Origin of the sequence: Streptomyces sp. Wb2n-11, from assembly GCF_001049855.1 — a bacterium.
Lineage (GTDB): Bacteria > Actinomycetota > Actinomycetes > Streptomycetales > Streptomycetaceae > Streptomyces > Streptomyces altiplanensis.
Genome location: NZ_CVPB01000001.1, coordinates 5,047,961 through 5,065,521, shown reverse-complemented (window position 1 = coordinate 5,065,521; position 17,561 = coordinate 5,047,961). Strand labels below are relative to the sequence as shown.

The 17,561-nt window shown below is 72.2% G+C and carries 12 protein-coding genes and 1 pseudogene; 5 read left to right on the top strand and 8 right to left on the bottom strand.

Annotation, left to right across the window (positions count from 1 at the left end):
• Positions 1–188 precede the first annotated feature (188 nt).
• From BN1555_RS23060 to BN1555_RS23040, 5 genes are all read right to left on the bottom strand, one after another.
• Entirely contained in the window at positions 189–1,229 is a 1,041-nt protein-coding gene (locus BN1555_RS23060; RefSeq protein ID WP_093801157.1) for a LacI family DNA-binding transcriptional regulator, read from the bottom strand.
• Positions 1,214–2,878: a glycoside hydrolase family 13 protein gene (locus BN1555_RS23055; RefSeq protein WP_093803574.1), complete on the bottom strand. Its 1,665-nt coding sequence runs from the start codon at positions 2,876–2,878 to the stop codon at positions 1,214–1,216. The genes BN1555_RS23060 and BN1555_RS23055 overlap by 16 nt, the downstream gene beginning before the upstream one ends.
• A gap of 90 nt (positions 2,879–2,968) precedes the next feature.
• Positions 2,969–3,808, bottom strand: a complete 840-nt coding sequence (locus BN1555_RS23050; RefSeq protein ID WP_255306450.1) for a sugar ABC transporter permease — start codon at positions 3,806–3,808, stop codon at positions 2,969–2,971.
• 44 nt (positions 3,809–3,852) lie between these two features.
• On the bottom strand, positions 3,853–4,863 hold the full coding sequence (locus BN1555_RS23045) for a carbohydrate ABC transporter permease (protein WP_093801155.1): 1,011 nt from the start codon (positions 4,861–4,863) through the stop codon (positions 3,853–3,855).
• 19 nt (positions 4,864–4,882) lie between these two features.
• Entirely contained in the window at positions 4,883–6,157 is a 1,275-nt protein-coding gene (locus BN1555_RS23040) for an extracellular solute-binding protein (protein WP_093801154.1), read from the bottom strand.
• Between the two features lie 300 nt (positions 6,158–6,457).
• Between BN1555_RS23040 and BN1555_RS23035 the strand changes: the two are divergent.
• The 3 genes and pseudogenes from BN1555_RS23035 (at position 6,458) to BN1555_RS23025 (ending at position 10,081) form a co-directional block, all read left to right on the top strand.
• Positions 6,458–8,070 (top strand): annotated as a pseudogene (locus BN1555_RS23035) (glycoside hydrolase family 13 protein).
• A gap of 25 nt (positions 8,071–8,095) precedes the next feature.
• Entirely contained in the window at positions 8,096–9,115 is a 1,020-nt protein-coding gene (locus BN1555_RS23030) for a LacI family DNA-binding transcriptional regulator (RefSeq protein WP_093801153.1), read from the top strand.
• 75 nt (positions 9,116–9,190) lie between these two features.
• Positions 9,191–10,081 carry a phosphatase PAP2 family protein gene (locus BN1555_RS23025; RefSeq protein WP_093801152.1) on the top strand — a complete coding sequence of 297 codons (891 nt, stop codon included), beginning with the start codon at positions 9,191–9,193 and terminating at the stop codon, positions 10,079–10,081.
• A 25-nt stretch (positions 10,082–10,106) separates the two neighbouring features.
• Here the strand turns inward: BN1555_RS23025 and BN1555_RS23020 are convergent, their stop codons facing one another.
• Positions 10,107–11,681, bottom strand: a complete 1,575-nt coding sequence (locus tag BN1555_RS23020; RefSeq protein ID WP_093801151.1) for an amidohydrolase — start codon at positions 11,679–11,681, stop codon at positions 10,107–10,109.
• Positions 11,682–11,695: 14 nt separating this feature from the next.
• Positions 11,696–13,171, bottom strand: a complete 1,476-nt coding sequence (locus BN1555_RS23015) for an APC family permease (RefSeq protein ID WP_093801150.1) — start codon at positions 13,169–13,171, stop codon at positions 11,696–11,698.
• A 138-nt stretch (positions 13,172–13,309) separates the two neighbouring features.
• Here BN1555_RS23015 and BN1555_RS23010 point away from each other — a divergent pair, with 138 nt between their 5' ends.
• On the top strand, positions 13,310–13,924 hold the full coding sequence (locus tag BN1555_RS23010; protein WP_093801149.1) for a TetR/AcrR family transcriptional regulator: 615 nt from the start codon (positions 13,310–13,312) through the stop codon (positions 13,922–13,924).
• 49 nt (positions 13,925–13,973) lie between these two features.
• The gene (locus BN1555_RS23005; RefSeq protein ID WP_093801148.1) at positions 13,974–14,354 is read left to right on the top strand and encodes a sporulation protein; all 381 of its coding nucleotides are present in this window, start codon (positions 13,974–13,976) and stop codon (positions 14,352–14,354) included.
• Here the strand turns inward: BN1555_RS23005 and BN1555_RS23000 are convergent.
• Positions 14,342–17,338 carry a bifunctional [glutamine synthetase] adenylyltransferase/[glutamine synthetase]-adenylyl-L-tyrosine phosphorylase gene (locus tag BN1555_RS23000; protein ID WP_093801147.1) on the bottom strand — a complete coding sequence of 999 codons (2,997 nt, stop codon included), beginning with the start codon at positions 17,336–17,338 and terminating at the stop codon, positions 14,342–14,344. The genes BN1555_RS23005 and BN1555_RS23000 overlap by 13 nt on opposite strands.
• Positions 17,339–17,561: the final 223 nt, after the last annotated feature.

Here is a 17,561-nt window from a genome sequence, read left to right as displayed (position 1 = left end):
ATTGCGGAGCTGCTACGTTCTCCTCGACTCCGGCCCGGCCGACCGGGGGCCCGGCAGGTCCGGGCCCCACGCGCCCGGCCGGCCGGGTCGGGTACGACGGGGGACTCCCCGGACCGTCGAATCCCCGCGGCCCTGTCTGGGCAGGCCCGGGGTTCCCCTGCCGCCCCGCCCCTCGGCGGCGCGTTCCGCTACGCGCGCTTCTGCGCCGTGGAACCCCGCACCACCAGCTCCGGCTGGAACACGTACTCCGTGCGCTGGACCGGGCTGCCGCCCAGCTCCTCCAGCAGCGCCCCGACCGCCGCCGTCGCCATCGCCTGCACCGGCTGGCGGACCGTGGTCAGCGGCGGATCGGTGAAGGCGATCAGCTGCGAGTCGTCGAAGCCCACCACCGAGAGGCCGTCCGGCACTTCGAGCCCGCGCTCGCGCGCCGCCCGCACCACGCCCAGCGCCATCATGTCGCTGCCGCAGACGATGCCCGTACACCCCTCGTCGAGCAGCGCGCCCGCCGCCGCCCGGCCGCCCTCGACGCTGAACAGCGTGTGCTGGACCAGGGATTCGGCTTCGCCGCGCGGCGTCCGCAGCAGGCCGGCGAGCGCGTCGACGAAGCCCTCCCGCTTGCGGCGCGAAGGGACGTACCGCCCCGGGCCGACCGCGAGGCCGATCCGTTCGTGGCCCAGCTCGGCGAGGTGGCCGACGGCCATCCGCATCGCGGCGTGGTCGTCCGGGGACACGAAGGGCGCGCTGATCGCCTCGTTGTAGCCGTTGACCAGGACGTGCGGGACCCCGCGCTCGGCCAGCCGGCCGTACCGCGCGGGGTCGGCCGACAGGTCGGCGTGCAGCCCGGACAGGAAGACGATGCCGCCGACCCCCCGGTCCACCAACTGCTCGACGAGCTCGTCCTCCGTCGCCCCGCCCGGCAGCTGGGTGCACAGCACCGGCGTGTAGCCGTGCCCCGCCAGCACCTGCTCGATGACCTGGGCGAACGCCGGGAAGATCGGGTTGGTCAGCTCGGGCGTCACCAGCCCGATCAGGCCCGCGCTGCGCTGCCGCAGCCGCATCGGCCGCTCGTACCCGAGCACGTCGAGCGCCGCGAGCACCCGCTGGCGCGTGGTGTCCGCGACGCCCGGCTTGCCGTTCAGGACCCGGCTCACGGTGGCCTCGCTGACGGAGGCGTGCTCCGCTATGTGCGCCAGCCGGGGCGGCGCGGGCACGATCACACCGTCCACCACACCGTGGTGTCCGCCGGCAGGTCGACATCGCCCTCGCGCAGGGTCACTTCGCCGCTGGCGAGCAGCGCGCGGCCGGGTGCGGGGATGCGTACCGCCGCGCCCGTCGTGTTGACCGTGCAGACGAACCCCTCGCGCGCGAAGGCGATCACGCCCTCGGGCGCGTCCAGCCACGCCACGTCCGTGCCGGCGCCCAGGCCGGGGTGCTCACGGCGTACGGCCAGCGCGGAGCGGTACAGCTCCAGGGTCGACGCCGGGTCGCCGGTCTGCGTCTCGACGCTCAGCTCGCCCCAGCCCGCCGGCTGCGGCAGCCAGCTGCCGCCCGTACCGAAACCGTGGGACGGCCCCCCGGCCGTCCACGGAATCGGCACGCGGCACCCGTCGCGGAAGCCGTCCTGACCCTCCGCGCGGAAGAACGACGGATCCTGGCGGGCCTCGTCGGGCAGGTCGGTGACGTCGGGCAGCCCGAGCTCCTCGCCCTGGTAGATGTACGCCGAACCGGGCAGCGCCAGCATCAGCAGCGTCGCCGCGCGGGCCCGGCGCAGGCCCAGCTCACGGTCGCCGGGGGTGCGGATCTGCGTGCCGAGGCCCGGCGGGTTGGCGAACCGGGTCGCGTGCCGGGTCACGTCGTGGTTGGACAGCACCCAGGTGGCGGGCGCGTCGACCGGGCGCATCGCGGCGAGCGAGACGTCGATGACCTCGCGCAGCGCGGCCGCGTCCCATCCGGTGCCCAGGTACTGGAAGTTGAACGCCTGGTGCAGCTCGTCGGGGCGCACGTAGTTGGCCGTGCGCTCCACGGTCGGCGTCCACGCCTCGGCGACACCGATGCGCTCGCCCGGGTACTCGTCGAGGATCTGCCGCCAGGAGCGGTAGATCTCGTGGACGCCGTCCTGGTCGAAGAAGGGCATGACGTCGTTGCCGAGGAGCTTCAGCTGGTCGTGGCTGCCGAGGTCCGGAAGGCCGTCCGCCTTCACCAGGCCGTGCGCCACGTCGATGCGGAAGCCGTCGACGCCCATGTCGAGCCAGAAGCGGAGGATGGAGCGGAACTCGTCGGCGACGGCCGGGTGTTCCCAGTTGAAGTCGGGCTGCTCGGGCGCGAAGAGGTGCAGGTACCAGTCGCCGGGCGTGCCGTCCGGGTCCGTCGTACGGGTCCAGGCGGGGCCGCCGAAGATGGACTCCCAGTCGTTGGGCGGGAGTTCACCGCCCGCGCCCTTGCCGGGGCGGAAGTGGTAGCGGTCGCGCAGCGGCGAGCCGGGGCCCTCCTTCAGCGCGCGCTTGAACCACTCGTGCTGGTCGGAGGAGTGGTTGGGCACCAGGTCGACGATGATGCGCAGGCCCAGGGCGTGGGCGTCGCGTATCAGGGCGTCGGCGTCGAGGAGGGTGCCGAACATCGGGTCGATGGCCCGGTAGTCGGCGACGTCGTAGCCGGCGTCGGCCTGCGGCGACGCGTAGAAGGGGCTGAGCCAGACGGCGTCGACGCCGAGCTCCTTGAGGTACGGGAGGCGGCCGCGTACCCCTTCGAGATCGCCCATGCCGTCGCCGTTGCCGTCGGCGAAGCTGCGCGGATAGACCTGGTAGATCACCGCGTCACGCCACCAGCCGGTGCGGTTGCCGCGGGTGGGGGCGGTGGGGGCAGCGAGGTGCTGGGTCATGTCGTCCCTGGAAGTCATGGGGGCGGGAGCGGCGCCGGGTCCTCGGTGCGGGGCCCGGCGCCGCCGGTGTACGGAAGGGGGAAAGGGCGGTCAGCCCTTGACGGCTCCGGCGGACACGCCGGTCACCAGGTGGCGCTGGGCGAAGAGGAAGACGAGCGCCGCCGGGATGGCGATGAGCACGGAGGCGGCGGCCATCGGGCCCCACTGGGCGCCGTACTGGTTGACGAACTTCTGGAGGCCGCCCGCGAGGGTCATGTTCTCGTCGCCGACCATGAAGGCGGAGGCGTACGCCACTTCGCCCCAGGCGGTGACGAAGGAGTAGAACGCGGTCACCGCGATGCCCGGCTTGGCGAGCGGCAGGATCAGCCGCCAGAAGGTGCCGAACGGGGTGAGGCCGTCGACCTGGCCCGACTCGTCGATCTCGCGCGGGATGGTGTCGAAGAAGCCCTTCATCATCCAGGCGCAGAACGGCACGGAGATGGTGAGGTAGGTGATCACCAGGCCGGCCGGCTGATTGAGCAGGCCCATGCTCGACATGATGTTGTAGATCGGCACGATCAGGACCGCGACCGGGAACATCTGGGTGATCAGCAGGGTCCACATCAGGCCGCGCTTGCCGGGGAACCGGAAGCGGCTCACGGCGTAGCCGGTCGTGGCGGCGACGAAGACGCCGAGGACCGTGGACAGGCCCGCGACGAGCAGCGAGTTCCCGAACCAGGTGAGGAACGGGGTGTCACGCAGCAGGTTGGTGTAGTTCTCGGACGTCGTGTCCTTGAAGAAGTCGGTGGACGTCGCGTACGCCGCCGGCTTGAGCGAGGTCAGCAGGACCCACAGCACGGGGAACACGGCGATCACCGACGCGACGACGAGCGTGACGTGCAGGCCGGCCGAGGCCAGCGGGGAGCGCCGGCCGCGGAGCGGGGCGTTCACCGGGACGTTCGCGGAGGCCGGGGCGGGGGCGTTGGAGGCAGTGGTCACCAGACATCTCCCTGCTTGCGGAGCACTCGCCGGTAGACCGCGGCGAAGAGCATCAGGAGGATCAGGATCAGTACGCCCCAGGTGGAGGACTGCGCGTAGTCGCGGGGACTGATCTCGAAGGAGAACTTGTACGCCTGGGTGACCAGGATCTGGGTGGCGTCGCCGGGCCCGCCGCGGGTGAGCAGGAAGATCACCGGGAACATGTTGAAGGTCCAGATCGTGGACAGCAGGATCACGGTGGAGCTGACGGGGCGCAGTCCCGGCAGGGTGATGTGCCGGAAGCGCTGCCAGGCGTTGGCGCCGTCCATCTCGGCGGCTTCGTACTGGGCGCTGTCGATGGACTGGAGGCCGCCGAGGAGGGCGACCATCATGAACGGCACGCCGAGCCAGACGTTGACGGCGATGACCGAGATCTTCGCCATCGTCGGGTCGTTGAGCCATGGCACCGCGTCGATGCCGCCGCCGGCCAGGAGCCGGTTCAGGAAGCCGCGGTCCTCGTTGTAGAGGAAGCGCCAGGCGAAGACCGAGACGAAGCCGGGGATGGCCCACGGCAGGATCAGCATCATCCGGTAGACGGACCGGCCGGCGATCCTGCGGTTGAGGATGTTCGCGAGCCCCAGGCCCAGCAGGAACGTGATGCTGACGCAGGAGACCGTCCACACCAGCGTCCAGCCGAGGGTGTCGAGGAACTGGGAGCCGGTGAGCGCGTCGGCGTAGTTGTCCAGCCCCACGAACTCGTACGTGGCGGGGAGGTGGTTGACGCCGATGCTGCGCTCGACGTTGCGCTCGTTGGCGTCGGTCAGCGACAGGTAGATGCCGCGGACCAGCGGGTACCCGATGATCACGCCGATCACGATCACCACGGGGGCGACCATGGTCCAGGCGTACCAGTGGGTGGAGAGCGATCGCCGGAGCTTGCCCGGAGGTGTGCCAGCACCGCGGCTGGGGCCGCGGGCGACGTCGTCGCCCGCGGCCTTCGCCACCGACTGGCTGGTGTGGACAGCCATCAGTCGGCCTGCCTTTCTGTTACTTCCAGCCCTTGAGGAGCTTGCGGTACTGGTCGCCGGTGGCCTTGGCGCCCTTCTCCGGGGTGGTCTGGCCGGTGAGGACCTTGGTGTACTCGGTGACCAGCGGCGCGAAGAGGCTGCCGGTCTCGGGGATCCAGGGGCGCTCGACGGCCTTGTCGACCACGGGCTTGAAGAAGCCGACGATCTGGTTGCCGGAGACGTCCGGCTGGGAGTAGACCGAGGTGCGGGTCGGCAGCAGGCTGAGCTCCTTGGCGACGAGCGCCTGGCTCTCGGCGGAGGTCATGTACTCGCTGAAGGCGTACGAGGCGTCCAGGTTCTTGGAGCCCGCGTAGACCGCGAGGTTGTGGCCGCCCTGCGGGGCGCCCTGGCCCTTGCTGCCGGCCGGGACCGTGGTGATGCCCAGGTTGGCCTTGTCCTTGAACTCCTTGCCGGCGAAGGTGTCGGCGACGGCCCACGGGCCGTTGATCATCATGGCGACCTTGCCGTCCTTGAACGCCGCCTGCATGTTCTCCCAGCCGTCGGTGGCGTCCGTCTTGGCGGCACCCGAGTCGACGAGGTCCTTGACGACCTTCATCGCCTTGACGCCGGGCTCCTGGTCGACCGTGACGCTCTTGCTCTTGGCGTCGACCAGGTCGCCGCCCTCGCCGTAGAGGAAGGGCAGGAACCAGTACGCGTCGTCGCCGCGCAGGTAGAGGCCGGTCTTGCCGGTCTTCTCCTTGATCTTCTTCGAGACGGTCTTCAGCTCGTCGATGCTCTCGGGCACCTCGACGCCGGCGTCCTTGAAGATCTTCTCGTTGTAGAAGAGACCCATCGAGTCGATGACCTGCGGCACCGCGTACGTCTTGCCGTCGTACTCGGTGCTGGCCGCGGCCTGCGCCAGGAAGTCCTTGTCGTCCTTGAGCGCGGCGGTGCCGTCCAGCGGGGCCAGCAGGCCGAGGTCCGCGAACTCGGGGGTCCAGGCGACCTCGGAGCGGATCACGTCGGGAGCGTCGGAGCCGGACGAGGCGGCGTTCTTGAACTTGTTCTGCGCCTCACCGAAGGGGACGTTGACGTACTTGACGTCGACGCCCGGGTGCTTCTTCTCGAAACCTTCGGCGAGCTTCTTGAAGACCTTGTCCTCGCTGCCGACGGTCGAGGTGTCCCACCAGGTGACGGTGCCGGACAGCTCGCCCGAAGCCTTCTTCTCACCGGTGTCACCGCTGTCGCCACCACAAGCCGTCGCCGCGAGCGCCAGGGTCGCGACCAGGGCGGTGGCCGTTATGCCACGTCGCATCTGAACTCCTTCAACTGCCGAACCGCTCCGTCGCGGCGCCGGGTCGTCGAGGAACGTAACAAGGATGAAAGAAGTCCGAAAGAGCTTGCGAAGATTTTCCGCAAGAACAACCGATCGTTACATCGACGTGTCCTCACAGTTGCCATCGAACCCCTTGCCAGGCAGGCAGGAGAAGACTTAGTGACTCGCGGCCGACCCTGCAAGCACTACCGCAAAGACTTGCAGAGCTGTTACTTTCAGGATCTGTCCGCGTTGATCTCGTAGTGACCGATCCAGCCCGCCCGTACGAGAGGGACCTTCATGACGCAGGAGCTCGCATCCACCCGGACGACCCCGGCGCGCGGCTGGTGGCGCGACGCCGTCATCTACCAGGTGTACGTGCGCTCCTTCGCGGACGGCGACGGCGACGGCATCGGCGATCTGCGCGGAATCCGCGAGCGCCTGCCGCATGTGGCGGCCCTGGGTGCCGACGCGGTCTGGCTGACCCCCTTCTACGCCTCTCCGCAGGCCGACGGCGGTTACGACGTCGCCGACTACCGCACCGTCGACCCGCTCTTCGGCACCCTCGACGACGCCGCGGAACTGATCAACGCGGCGCACGACCTGAACCTGCGGGTGATCGTCGACGTCGTCCCGAACCACACCTCCGACCAGCACGCGTGGTTCCGCGCCGCCCTGGCCGACCAGCAGGACGGCCCGGCCCGCGACCGCTACCACTTCCACCCCGGCCGGGGATCCGCCGGCGAACTCCCGCCCAACGACTGGGAGTCGGTCTTCGGCGGCCCCGCCTGGACCCGCGTCCCCGACGGCGACTGGTACCTGCACCTCTTCGCGCCCCAGCAGCCCGACCTCAACTGGCACAACCCCGAGGTCCACGAGGAGTTCGAGTCGATCCTGCGCTTCTGGCTGGGCCTGGGCGTGGACGGCTTCCGGGTCGACGTCGCGCACGGCATGATCAAGGCGGAGGGGCTGCCGGACATCGGCGCCCGGGAGCAGGCCAAGATGATCGGCTCCCAGGTCCTGCCGTTCTTCGACCAGGACGGCGTGCACGACATCCACCGCTCCTGGCGCAGGCTGCTGGACTCGTACGACGGCGAGCGCATCGGTGTCGCGGAGGCGTGGGCCCCCACCCCCGAGCGGCTCGCCCTGTACGTACGCCCCGACGAGCTGCACCAGGCGTTCAACTTCCAGTTCCTGAACTGCCCGTGGGACGCGCAGGCGATGCGCGCCGTCATCGAGGCGTCGCTCGCCGCGACCACCCTGGTCGAAGCCCCCACCACCTGGGTCCTGTCCAACCACGACGTGGTCCGCCACCCCACCCGTTACGGCGGCGGGGACGACGCGCTGGGCCTGCGCCGGGCCCGCGCCGCCGCGCTGCTGATGCTGGCGCTGCCCGGTTCGGCCTACCTCTACCAGGGCGAGGAGCTGGGTCTGCCCGAGGTCACCGACCTGCCCGACGCGGTCCGCCAGGACCCGTCCTTCTTCCGCAGCGACGGCCAGGACGGCCTGCGCGACGGATGCAGGGTGCCGATGCCCTGGTCGGGCGACGCGCCGCCGTACGGCTTCTCCCCGAGTCCGCCGCCCCCTCCTGGCTGCCGCAGCCCGACACCTGGAAGGACCTGACCGTCGAGGCCCAGACCGGTGACCCGCACTCCACCCTGGAGCTCTACCGCTCCGCACTGGCCCTGCGCCGCGAACTCCCGGGTCTGGGAGACGGACCGATCACCTGGCGGCAGGCCCCCGACGGCCTGCTGGTCTTCGGCCGCCCCGGCTTCGTCTGCACGCTCAACGCCACGGCCCGCCCCGCCGAACTCCCCGCTCCGGGGCGCCTCCTGGTCGCTTCCGAGGCTCCCGCCGTGCACGGCGGCGCCGTCACTCTCCCGCCCGATTCCTGCGCTTGGTGGGCAATCTGACGTGCGCCCGGTACAGTCCACTCCCATGACCGCACGGCTTGCCGACATCGCAGCCCAGGCGGGGGTCAGTGAAGCGACGGTCAGCCGCGTGCTCAACGGCAAGCCGGGGGTTGCCGCGGCCACCCGCGAATCCGTACTTGCCGCGCTCGACGTCCTCGGATACGAGCGCCCCGTCCGCCTGCGCAGGCGCAGCGCGGGACTGGTCGGCCTCATAACCCCCGAGCTCGAGAACCCGATCTTCCCGGCCCTCGCCCAGGTCATCGGCCAGGGCCTGACCCGCCAGGGCTACACCCCCGTCCTCGCCACCCAGACCCCCGGCGGCTCCACCGAGGACGAGCTCACCGAGATGCTCGTGGACCGCGGTGTCTCCGGCATCATCTTCGTCTCCGGGCTCCACGCGGACACCACCGCCGACATGCAGCGCTACGAACAGCTGCGCGCCCAGGGTGTCCCCTTCGTCCTGGTCAACGGCTTCTCGCCGAAGGTCCAGGCGCCCTTCATCTCGCCCGACGACCGGGCGGCGATGCGGCTGGCCGTGACGCACCTGGCGTCGCTGGGCCACACCGGGATCGGTCTGGCCGTCGGCCCGAAGCGGTTCGTTCCCGTACTCCGCAAGATCGAGGGGTTCCGGACCGCCATGCAGGAGCGGCTCGGCCTCACCCCCGAGGAGGCGGAGGAGCGGATCCAGCACTCGCTCTACACCCTGGAGGGCGGCCAGGCCGCCGCCTCGGCCCTCATCGAGCGGGGCTGCACGGCGATCGTGTGCGCCAGCGACATGATGGCGCTGGGAGCGATCCGCGCCGCCCGCCGCCTGGGCCTCGACGTACCGCGTGACGTCTCGGTGGTCGGCTTCGACGATTCGCCGCTCATAGCGTTCACCGACCCTCCCCTGACGACCATCAGGCAGCCGGTGACGGCGATGGGGCAGGCCGCGGTCCGCACCCTCCTCGAAGAGGTCGGCGGCACCCCTGCCCCGCCCAGCGAGTTCGTCTTCATGCCCGAGCTGGTGGTGCGTGGTTCAACGGCATCGGGGCCTCGTCCTTAGGGCTGAGCACGTGCGAGCACCACCCGACCGGAGGATGATCGGAGGGGTGGCCCTCATCTGGCAGACTCTCTCCCCATGGGTGAACTGACCGTGAAGACTGTGGAAGGCCGGGCGGCCACCGCCCCCTCACCCAGCGCGGACGACGAGCAGCATCAGCCGTCCGCACGGTCGGCGGCTCTGAAAAGGCTTCGCTCGCCCCGCCGTCCGCGGATCTGGTTCGAGATCCTGCTGATCGCGGTCAGTTACTGGACGTACTCGCTGATCCGCAACGCCGTGCCGGAGCAGAAGGCCGCGGCCCTGCGCAACGCGGACTGGATCTGGCAGGCCGAGCAGACCCTCGGGATAGCGGTCGAGGAGACGGTCAATCGCGCCGTGAACTCGGTGACATGGCTCGTCGTGTCGATGAACTACTACTACGCGACGCTGCACTTCATCGTCACGATCGGCGTCCTGGTCTGGCTTTTCCGCTGGCATCCCGGCCGTTACGCGGCGACCCGCCTCGTCCTCTTCGCGACCACGGGCATCGCCCTCCTCGGTTACTACCTGTATCCCCTGGCGCCGCCCCGCCTGATGAACGGGCACGGCTTCATCGACACGGTCCTGGTGCACCAGACGTGGGGCTCGATGGCTTCGGGCAACTTCAAGAACATGTCGAACCAGTACGCCGCGATGCCCTCGATGCACATCGGCTGGTCCCTCTGGTGCGGCCTGACGATCTTCGCCGTGGCCACCGTCCCCTGGGCGAGGGCCCTCGGCCTGCTCTACCCGACGGCCACCCTGGTCGTGATCGTCGCCACCGCCAACCACTTCTGGCTGGACGCGGTCGGCGGCATGCTCTGCCTCTCCTTCGGTTACGCCCTCAGCGGTGCCTGGTACGGCTCCCTGCCGCACCGCCTGCCGAAGCTGGTCGACGAGGACGTGTCGCGGCCCCGGACCGGCCGCCGGGTGTGGCCGGTCCGGGCGTAGCCCAAGGGGCGGTGCCCGCGCCGGGTCAGCCCCGGTGCGTGATCCTGCCGCCGGTCACGGTCAGGCGTACCGGCGCCTGCGCCACCTCGTCGGCCGGTGCCTCCACCGGGTCCAGGCCGAAGGCCGCCAGGTCCGCCCGCAGGCCCGGGGCGATGCGGCCCGAGACGGTCTGCTCGCCCGCCGCCACCGCCGCGTGCGTGGTGCAGCCCTCCAGCGCCATCAGGCCGGTCAGCGCGCGGCCGGCCCCGGCGGCGCCGCGCGGGGCGCGGGCGGTGGCCAGGACCTGGCGTGCGTCGTAGTGGGCGATGGGCCAGTCCGAGCCGAGGGCCAGGACGGCGCCGGCGTCGCGCAGGTCACGGCAGCGCCAGGCGCGGGCCGCGCGTTCGCCGCCGAGGCGCTTCGACCATTCGTCGGTGTGGTCGGCGCGGGTGTACGCGGTGTGGGGCGGCTGCATCGAGGCGATCACGCCGAGCTCGGCGAAGCGGGCGATCTGGTCCCCGGGGACGGTCTCGATGTGCTCGATGCGGTGGCGCAGCCGCCCGCTCGGGCCGAGGGACGCGACGGTGTCCAGGACGTGGCGCACGGCGGCGTCACCGATGGCGTGGGTGGCGGTGCGCACCCCTGCCTCGTGGAGGTGGCGCACGGCCCCGGTGTACGCCGCCGGGTCCGGCCAGAACGCTTCGGTGCCCTGGCCGTGGCAGTCGGCGTGCTCCAGCCAGGCGGTGCCGCCCTCGACCGTGCCGTCCATGAAGAACTTGACGCCGCCGACGCGCCAGAGGCGGCCCGCTTCCCTCTGGAGGGCGACGAGCCCGTCGAGTTCGGCGGTGTCCGCGCCCGGCATGCACCACGGGGCGAGGAGCAGCCGTACGGGCAGGTCGTCCGTCTCCTCGGCCGCCCGGAGCAGCTCCAGGGCGTCGCCGCCGAGGTCCATCACATGGGCGCCGGTCAGGCCGGTGGCGGCCATCGCGGAGAGCAGCTCGCCGAGGCGGGCGCGGCGCTCGGCGTACGACGGCCTGGGCACCCTGGCGCCGACCAGTTCCATGGCGGCGTGCTCGATCAGGTGCCCGGTGAGGCGGCCGTCGGCGTCGCGGACGATCTCCGAGCGCTGCGCGAAGGTGCGCGGCCCGGCGATCCCGGCGGCGTCGAGTGCGGCGCCGCTGGCCAGGGCCGAGTGACCGTCGTAGAGGCGGATGAAAGCGGGGGCGCCGGCCACGGCGTCCTCGATGAGGGCACGGTCGACGGGGCGGCCGCCGAAGGCGTTGTGGTCGAGGCCCCAGGCGGTGATCCAGCCTTCGTTGCGGTCGGCGCCGGCGAGGGCGGCACGGAGCGCGTCGAGGTCGCGTACGGCGGAGAGGTCGAGTCCGGTGGACATCTCCAGGCCCCACACGGGGTGGCTGTGGCTGTCGACCAGGCCGGGGGTGAGGGTGGCCCCGGCCAGGCCGACGGTCTCGGTGCCGGGGCCGCGCCAGTCCTGTACGTCCGGCTCGCCGCCGACGGCGACGATCAGCCCGTCCTTCACGGCCACGGCGGTGGCCTCGGGGCGGTCGGGGTCGAGGGTGCGGACGCGGGCGTCGGTGAGGACGAGGTCGGCTGCGGGCATGTTTCTCTGCTTTCTCACTCGTTCGGTTCTGCGGCGAAGCCGGCGTACACCTGGGGCCTGCTGCGGCGCAGGCGCAGGGCGAGGGCGACGCCGAGGAGGAAGACGGCGGGCACGACGGAGACGAGGACGACGTTGACGCCGGTGGTCGCCCCCGAGAACAGGTCGACGTTCCTCGTCACGAGGAGGAGCGCGGTGGCGAGCAGCACGGCGGCCGCGGCGGGGGCGATGGTGGTGCGCCAGATGTTCTCGGTGTGGCTGACGCGCCGGAAGAAGAACGGCACGGCGATGGCGGCCAGCAGTTGCAGCGCCATCAGGCCGATCATGCCGGGGGTGTTCACCCACAGCAGCAGCTCGGTGTACGGGTCCGCCCCGGCCGCGGCGAAGCCGAGTACGACGGCCAGGCCGAGGGCGGTCTGCGCGGCGCCGGCGAGGTGGGGCGAGCGGTGGCGGGGGTGGACCCTGCCGAGTGCGGCGGGCAGGACGTTCTCCTCCGCGAGGGAGAGCCCGTACCGGTTGATGGCGTTGTGGAAGGCGAGGAGGGAGGCGATGACGCTGGTGACGATGAGGATGTGCATCAGGTCCGCGGCCCAGCCGCCGACGTAGGTGGTGATGGCGGTGAAGAAGAGGCCGCCGGGGTCGTCCGTGGCGGCCTGGACGACCTTGTCGGAGCCGTAGGCCTGGATGACGGTCCAGACGACGAAGGCGTAGAAGAGGCCGAGGAAGGCGACGGCGACGTAGGTGGCGCGCGGGATCGTACGGCCGGGATCGCGGGCCTCGCGGCGGTAGATCGCGGTGGACTCGAAGCCGGTGAACGCGGCGAAGGCCATCGCGAGGACGGCGACCATGCCGGGCGCGACGATGTTGCCGGGGGCGAAGGAGTCGGCGGACAGCCCCTGGGCCCCGCCGTCCAGCAGGACGCCGCCGGCCAGCAGCACGAGGATGCCGGTCTCGGCGAGGAGGAGTACGCCGAGGACCTTGGCGCCGAAGTCGATGGACCGGTAGCCGAGGTACCAGACGAGCAGGAGCCCGGCGACGGACACCGGGAGCCACGGGATGTGGATGCCCCACAGGGACTCGGCGGTGTCCTGGGCGGCGCTGCCGAGCAGGCCGTAGACACCGATCTCCATGCCGTTGTAGCCGATCAGGGCGAGCAGCGCGGCGCCCATGCCGACGGGGCGGCCGAGGCCCCGGGTGATGTACGCGTAGAAGCCGCCGCCGTGGCGTACGTACCGGGTCATGGTGGTGAACCCGACGGCGAAGACGGCGAGGGTGATGCCGGCCATGAGGTAGCCGGCCGGGGCGCCGACGCCGCCGAGCATGACGGCGAGCGGGGCGACGCCGGCCATGACGGTGAGCGGGGCGGCGGCCGAGACGACGAAGAAGACGATGTCCGAGGTGCCGAGGGTGGCGCGGCGGAGGGTGGGCGGCCCGGCGGCCGGTCCGGTTCTCTCGTCCCGGGAGCTCGGGGAGGTCTGGGGGGTCACAGACATGCGGGGGGCAGGCCCTTCTGCGGCAGGCGGGGAGGCAGGGGCGACCGGAAACCTAAAGGCTTTCGGTTTCGGCAATGTAGCCTCCGGACGGTCATCCGGGAAGACCTGGAAGCGACCCGAGACCGAAGGGGAACAGACATGGGCCGGCCGCGCACACCACTGCTGGACAGGGAGCGCATCACCACGACGGCGCTGGAGCTCGTCGACGAGCAGGGCGAATTCAGCGTCCCGCAGATCGCACGGCGGCTCGGAGTGCAGACCGGGTCGGTCTACCACCACGTCGACGGCCGGGACGGGATCGTCGAGCTGCTGCGCGTACGGGTCACCTCCGCCATCGACACCTCGACGCTGGAGACCGGCCCCTGGGACGCCGCGATGACCGCCTGGGCCCGCTCCTACCGCGCCGCCTTCGCCGCCCACCCGCGGGCGATCCCGCTCCTCATGACCTCACCGGTGCGCGCGCCGAAGGTCCTCGGGCACTACGAGCGCGCCGCGCGGCTGCTGCTGGACGCGGGTTTCGGGCCGGCGGACGTGATGGTCGTGATCAGCGCGCTGGAGAACCTGGTGCTGGGCTCGGCGCTGGACATGGCGGCGCCGGAGACGATGTGGGAGCTTCCGGACGAGACGGCGACGCCGGAGCTGGCCCGCGCCCTGGCGGCGGCCGGCCCCGACCGCACCCACACGGCGTTCGACCTGGCCCTGGAGGGCTTCATGGCACACTGCCGCCGCCTGCTGGGGGGTGCGTCCGCCTAGAGCGCCCGGCGGACAGGACGGTTCGGGGGGCAGGGAGGGGGTCCTTTTCATGGCGTTCCGCAGGCTTCCGAGCTCATTCGGCATCAACGCGCCCGGCGTCGGGACGGTGGCCGGGAATCCCGTCGCCCGCCCGGGCGAGCAGCTCCACTGCGCCGTGACCGTCCGGGGCGGCGGAGCGGACGCCGAGGTCGGACGGATGCGGGGCCGGCGGGTGGCGCCCTCCCGGCAGGAGACCGGCCTCTCCTCCCCCGGGTCCGCCGGGCGCGGGCGGTCCGAGTCGGAGGCGGTGTTCGTCGCCCGCCAGGACGCCGTCGATCTGCCCCGGGGCGGCTGCCCGCCGGCCACGCGGACACGGACCGGGCGCGGTGGACCGCCGCGCTGGACGCGCACATCCCGGCGCACTGGGCGCGGCAGGCCTCAGCCCCCGTAGAACAGCTCCTCGACGACGGCCCGCGCGCGCCGCGTCGTGCGCCGGTAGTCGTCGAGCATGTCCCCCATGTGCCCCGCCTCGTATCCCAGGTACCGGGCCACCGCGCCCAGTTCGCGCGCGTCCGAGGGGAACGTGTCGCCCGCCCTCCCCCGGACCAGCATCACCGCGTTGCGGACCCGCGTCGCCAGTACCCACGCCTCGTCCAGCACCGCCGCGTCGTCCGCCGCGATGAGGTCCGCCTCGCGCGCCGCCGCGAGGGCCTCGCGCGTACGGGTGGTCCGCAGGCCCGGCTCCGCCGCCCCGTGGCGCATCTGGAGCAGCTGGACCGTCCACTCCACGTCGCTGAGCCCGCCCCGGCCCAGCTTCGCGTGCAGCGTCGGGTCCGCGCCGCGCGGCATCCGCTCGGACTCCATGCGTGCCTTGAGCCGCCGGATCTCGCGCACCGCCTCCTCGCCGAGCCCCGCCCGCGGATACCGCAGCGGATCGACGAGCTCGACGAAACGCCGCCCGAGGTCCTCGTCCCCCGCCACCGGCTCCGCGCGCAGCAGCGCCTGGCTCTCCCAGGCCAGCGACCACCGCCGGTAGTACGCCGCGTAGGAGGCGAGCGTGCGCACCATCGGTCCGCTCTTACCCTCCGGCCGCAGGTCCGCGTCGATCATCAACGGCGGGTCCGAGGTGGGGAGTTGGAGCAGCCGCCGCATCTCGGTGACGACCGTGTTCGCGGCCCGCGCCGCCTCCTGCTCGTCCGCGCCCTCACGCGGCTCGTGCACGAAGAGAACGTCCGCGTCGGACCCGTAGCTCAGCTCGTGGCCGCCGAAGCGTCCCATCCCGATCACCGCGAACCGCGTCGGCAGCGTGTTCCCCCACCGCTCCCGCACGGCGGCCCGCAGCGCGCCGGCGAGCGTGGCGGCGTTGAGGTCGGTCAGGGCGTTGCCGACGCGGTCGACCAGCGCTCCGGGGTCCTCCTCCGCCGGGCTCTCCTCGGTTCCGTACGACCCGATGATGTCGCCGGCGGCGGTACGGAACAGCTCCCGCCGCCGCACCCCCCGCGCCGCCACGACCGCCGCCTCTGCACCGTCCGCCCGCCCGACCGCGGCCAGCACCTCCTGCTCCAGGTGCGCCCGGCCGCGCGGCTTGAGCCCCTGCGGGTCGCCGAGCAGCGCCACCGCCTCCGGCGCCCGCAGCAGCAGGTCGGGGGCGAGCCGCCCGGCCGACAGGACCCGCGCCAGGTTCTCCGCCGCCGCCCCCTCGTCCCGCAGCAGCCGCAGGTACCAGGGCGTCTTGCCCAGCGCGTCGGACACCTTCCGGAAGCCGAGCAGCCCGGCGTCCGGGTCGGCGGAGTCCGCGAACCAGCCCAGCAGCACCGGGAGCAGCGTCCGCTGGATGGCCGCCTTGCGCGTCACACCGGACGCGAGCGCCTCCAGATGCCGCAGCGCGGCGGCCGGATCGGCGTAACCCAGCGCTTCGAGCCGCTGCCCCGCCGCCTTGGGGCTGAGCCGGATCTCGCCGGGCGCGAGCTGGGCGACCGCGTCGAGCAGCGGCCGGTAGAAGATCTTCTCGTGCAGCCGCCGCACCACCGCCGCGTGCCGCCGCCACGCCCGGTCGAGCTCGGCGACGGGCTCGGTGCGCAGCCCGAGCGAGCGCCCGAGCCGCCGCAGGTCGGCCTCGCCCTGCGGCACGAGGTGCGTGCGGCGCAGCCGGTACAGCTGGATGCGGTGCTCCATGGCGCGCAGGAAGCGGTACGCCTCGTCCAGCTGCGCGGCGTCCGCCCGCCCCACGTACCCGCCCGCCGCGAGTGCCTTCAGCGCCCCGAGCGTCGACCCGTGGTGCAGCGTCGCGTCGCTGCGCCCGTGCACCAGCTGGAGGAGCTGTACGGCGAACTCGACGTCCCGCAGCCCGCCGGGCCCCAGCTTGAGCTCGCGGTCCACCTGCGCGGCGGGGATGTTGTCGACGACGCGGCGGCGCATCTTCTGCACGTCGGGCACGAAGTTCTCGCGCTCGGCGGCCTGCCACACGAGCGGTGACACGGCCTCGACGTACTCCAGGCCCAGCGCGAGGTCGCCGGCCACCGGCCGCGCCTTGAGCAGGGCCTGGAACTCCCAGGTCTTGGCCCACCGCTGGTAGTACGCGAGGTGGCTGGAGAGCGTCCGCACCAGCGGCCCGTTGCGTCCCTCGGGCCGCAGGTTCGCGTCGACCGGCCAGATCGTGCCCTCGGTGTTCGTCTCGGAGCAGATCCGCATCAGGTGGGAGGCGAGCCGGGTCGCGGCGCCGATCGCCTTCTCCTCGTCGGCGCCCTGCGCCCCCTCCGGCGCCTCCGCCACGAAGATCACGTCCACGTCGGAGACGTAGTTCAGCTCGTGGCCGCCGCACTTGCCCATCGCGATCACCGCGAGCCGGCACGCGGCGGCGTCTTCCGGGGCGGCCTCGCGGGCGATGGCGAGCGCGGAGCGCAGGGTCGCCGTCGCCAGGTCGGCCAGTTCGGCGGCGGTCTGCGCGACGTCGGTCGTACCGCACACGTCGCGGGCCGCGATCGACAGCAGGCAGCGCCGGTACGCGACCCGCAGCGACACCGGGTCGGTGGCACCGGCGAGGCACCGCTCGAATTCGACGACCCCGGGGTGCAGGTCGGCCGCCTCGTACATGACGAGTGCGTGCCAGTCGTGCGGATGGCGCGCCAGGTGGTCGCCGAGCGCCTCCGACGCGCCGAGCACACCGAGCAGCCGGTCACGCAGCGGCTTGGCGGTGACGAGGGTGTCGAGGAGGACGCGCCGCCCGGCGTCGTCCTGCGCCTCGGCCAGCCGTACGAGCCCGAGGAGCGCCAGGTCGGGGTCGGCGGTCGCGCCGAGCGCGTCCAGGAGCACCGGGTCGGTCCGTACGGTCGCGAGTTCGGGGGTGTCGAGGAGCCGCTCGGCGGCGGACGGATCGGTGAAACCGTGCCGCAGCAGCCGCGTGAAGGTACTGCTCCTGCGCCCCGGCGCCGACATTGTGCCTCCTGCTCCGGCCGTCCCGCGGACCGTACGGCCGCCCGGTCAAGGTCCGGCTCACGAGCCTATCCGCAGGAGCGGCGAGACGGCCTCCCACCCGGCGGACCTGGGAGAAGGGCTGTGACGGAAAAGGCCAGTGACATGTACAACATCGCCGGTTCCCGGTGCCGGTGAACCGGATGCCCCGTGCCACTCTCTTCACTTCTGCTCCACAGTCAGCGCG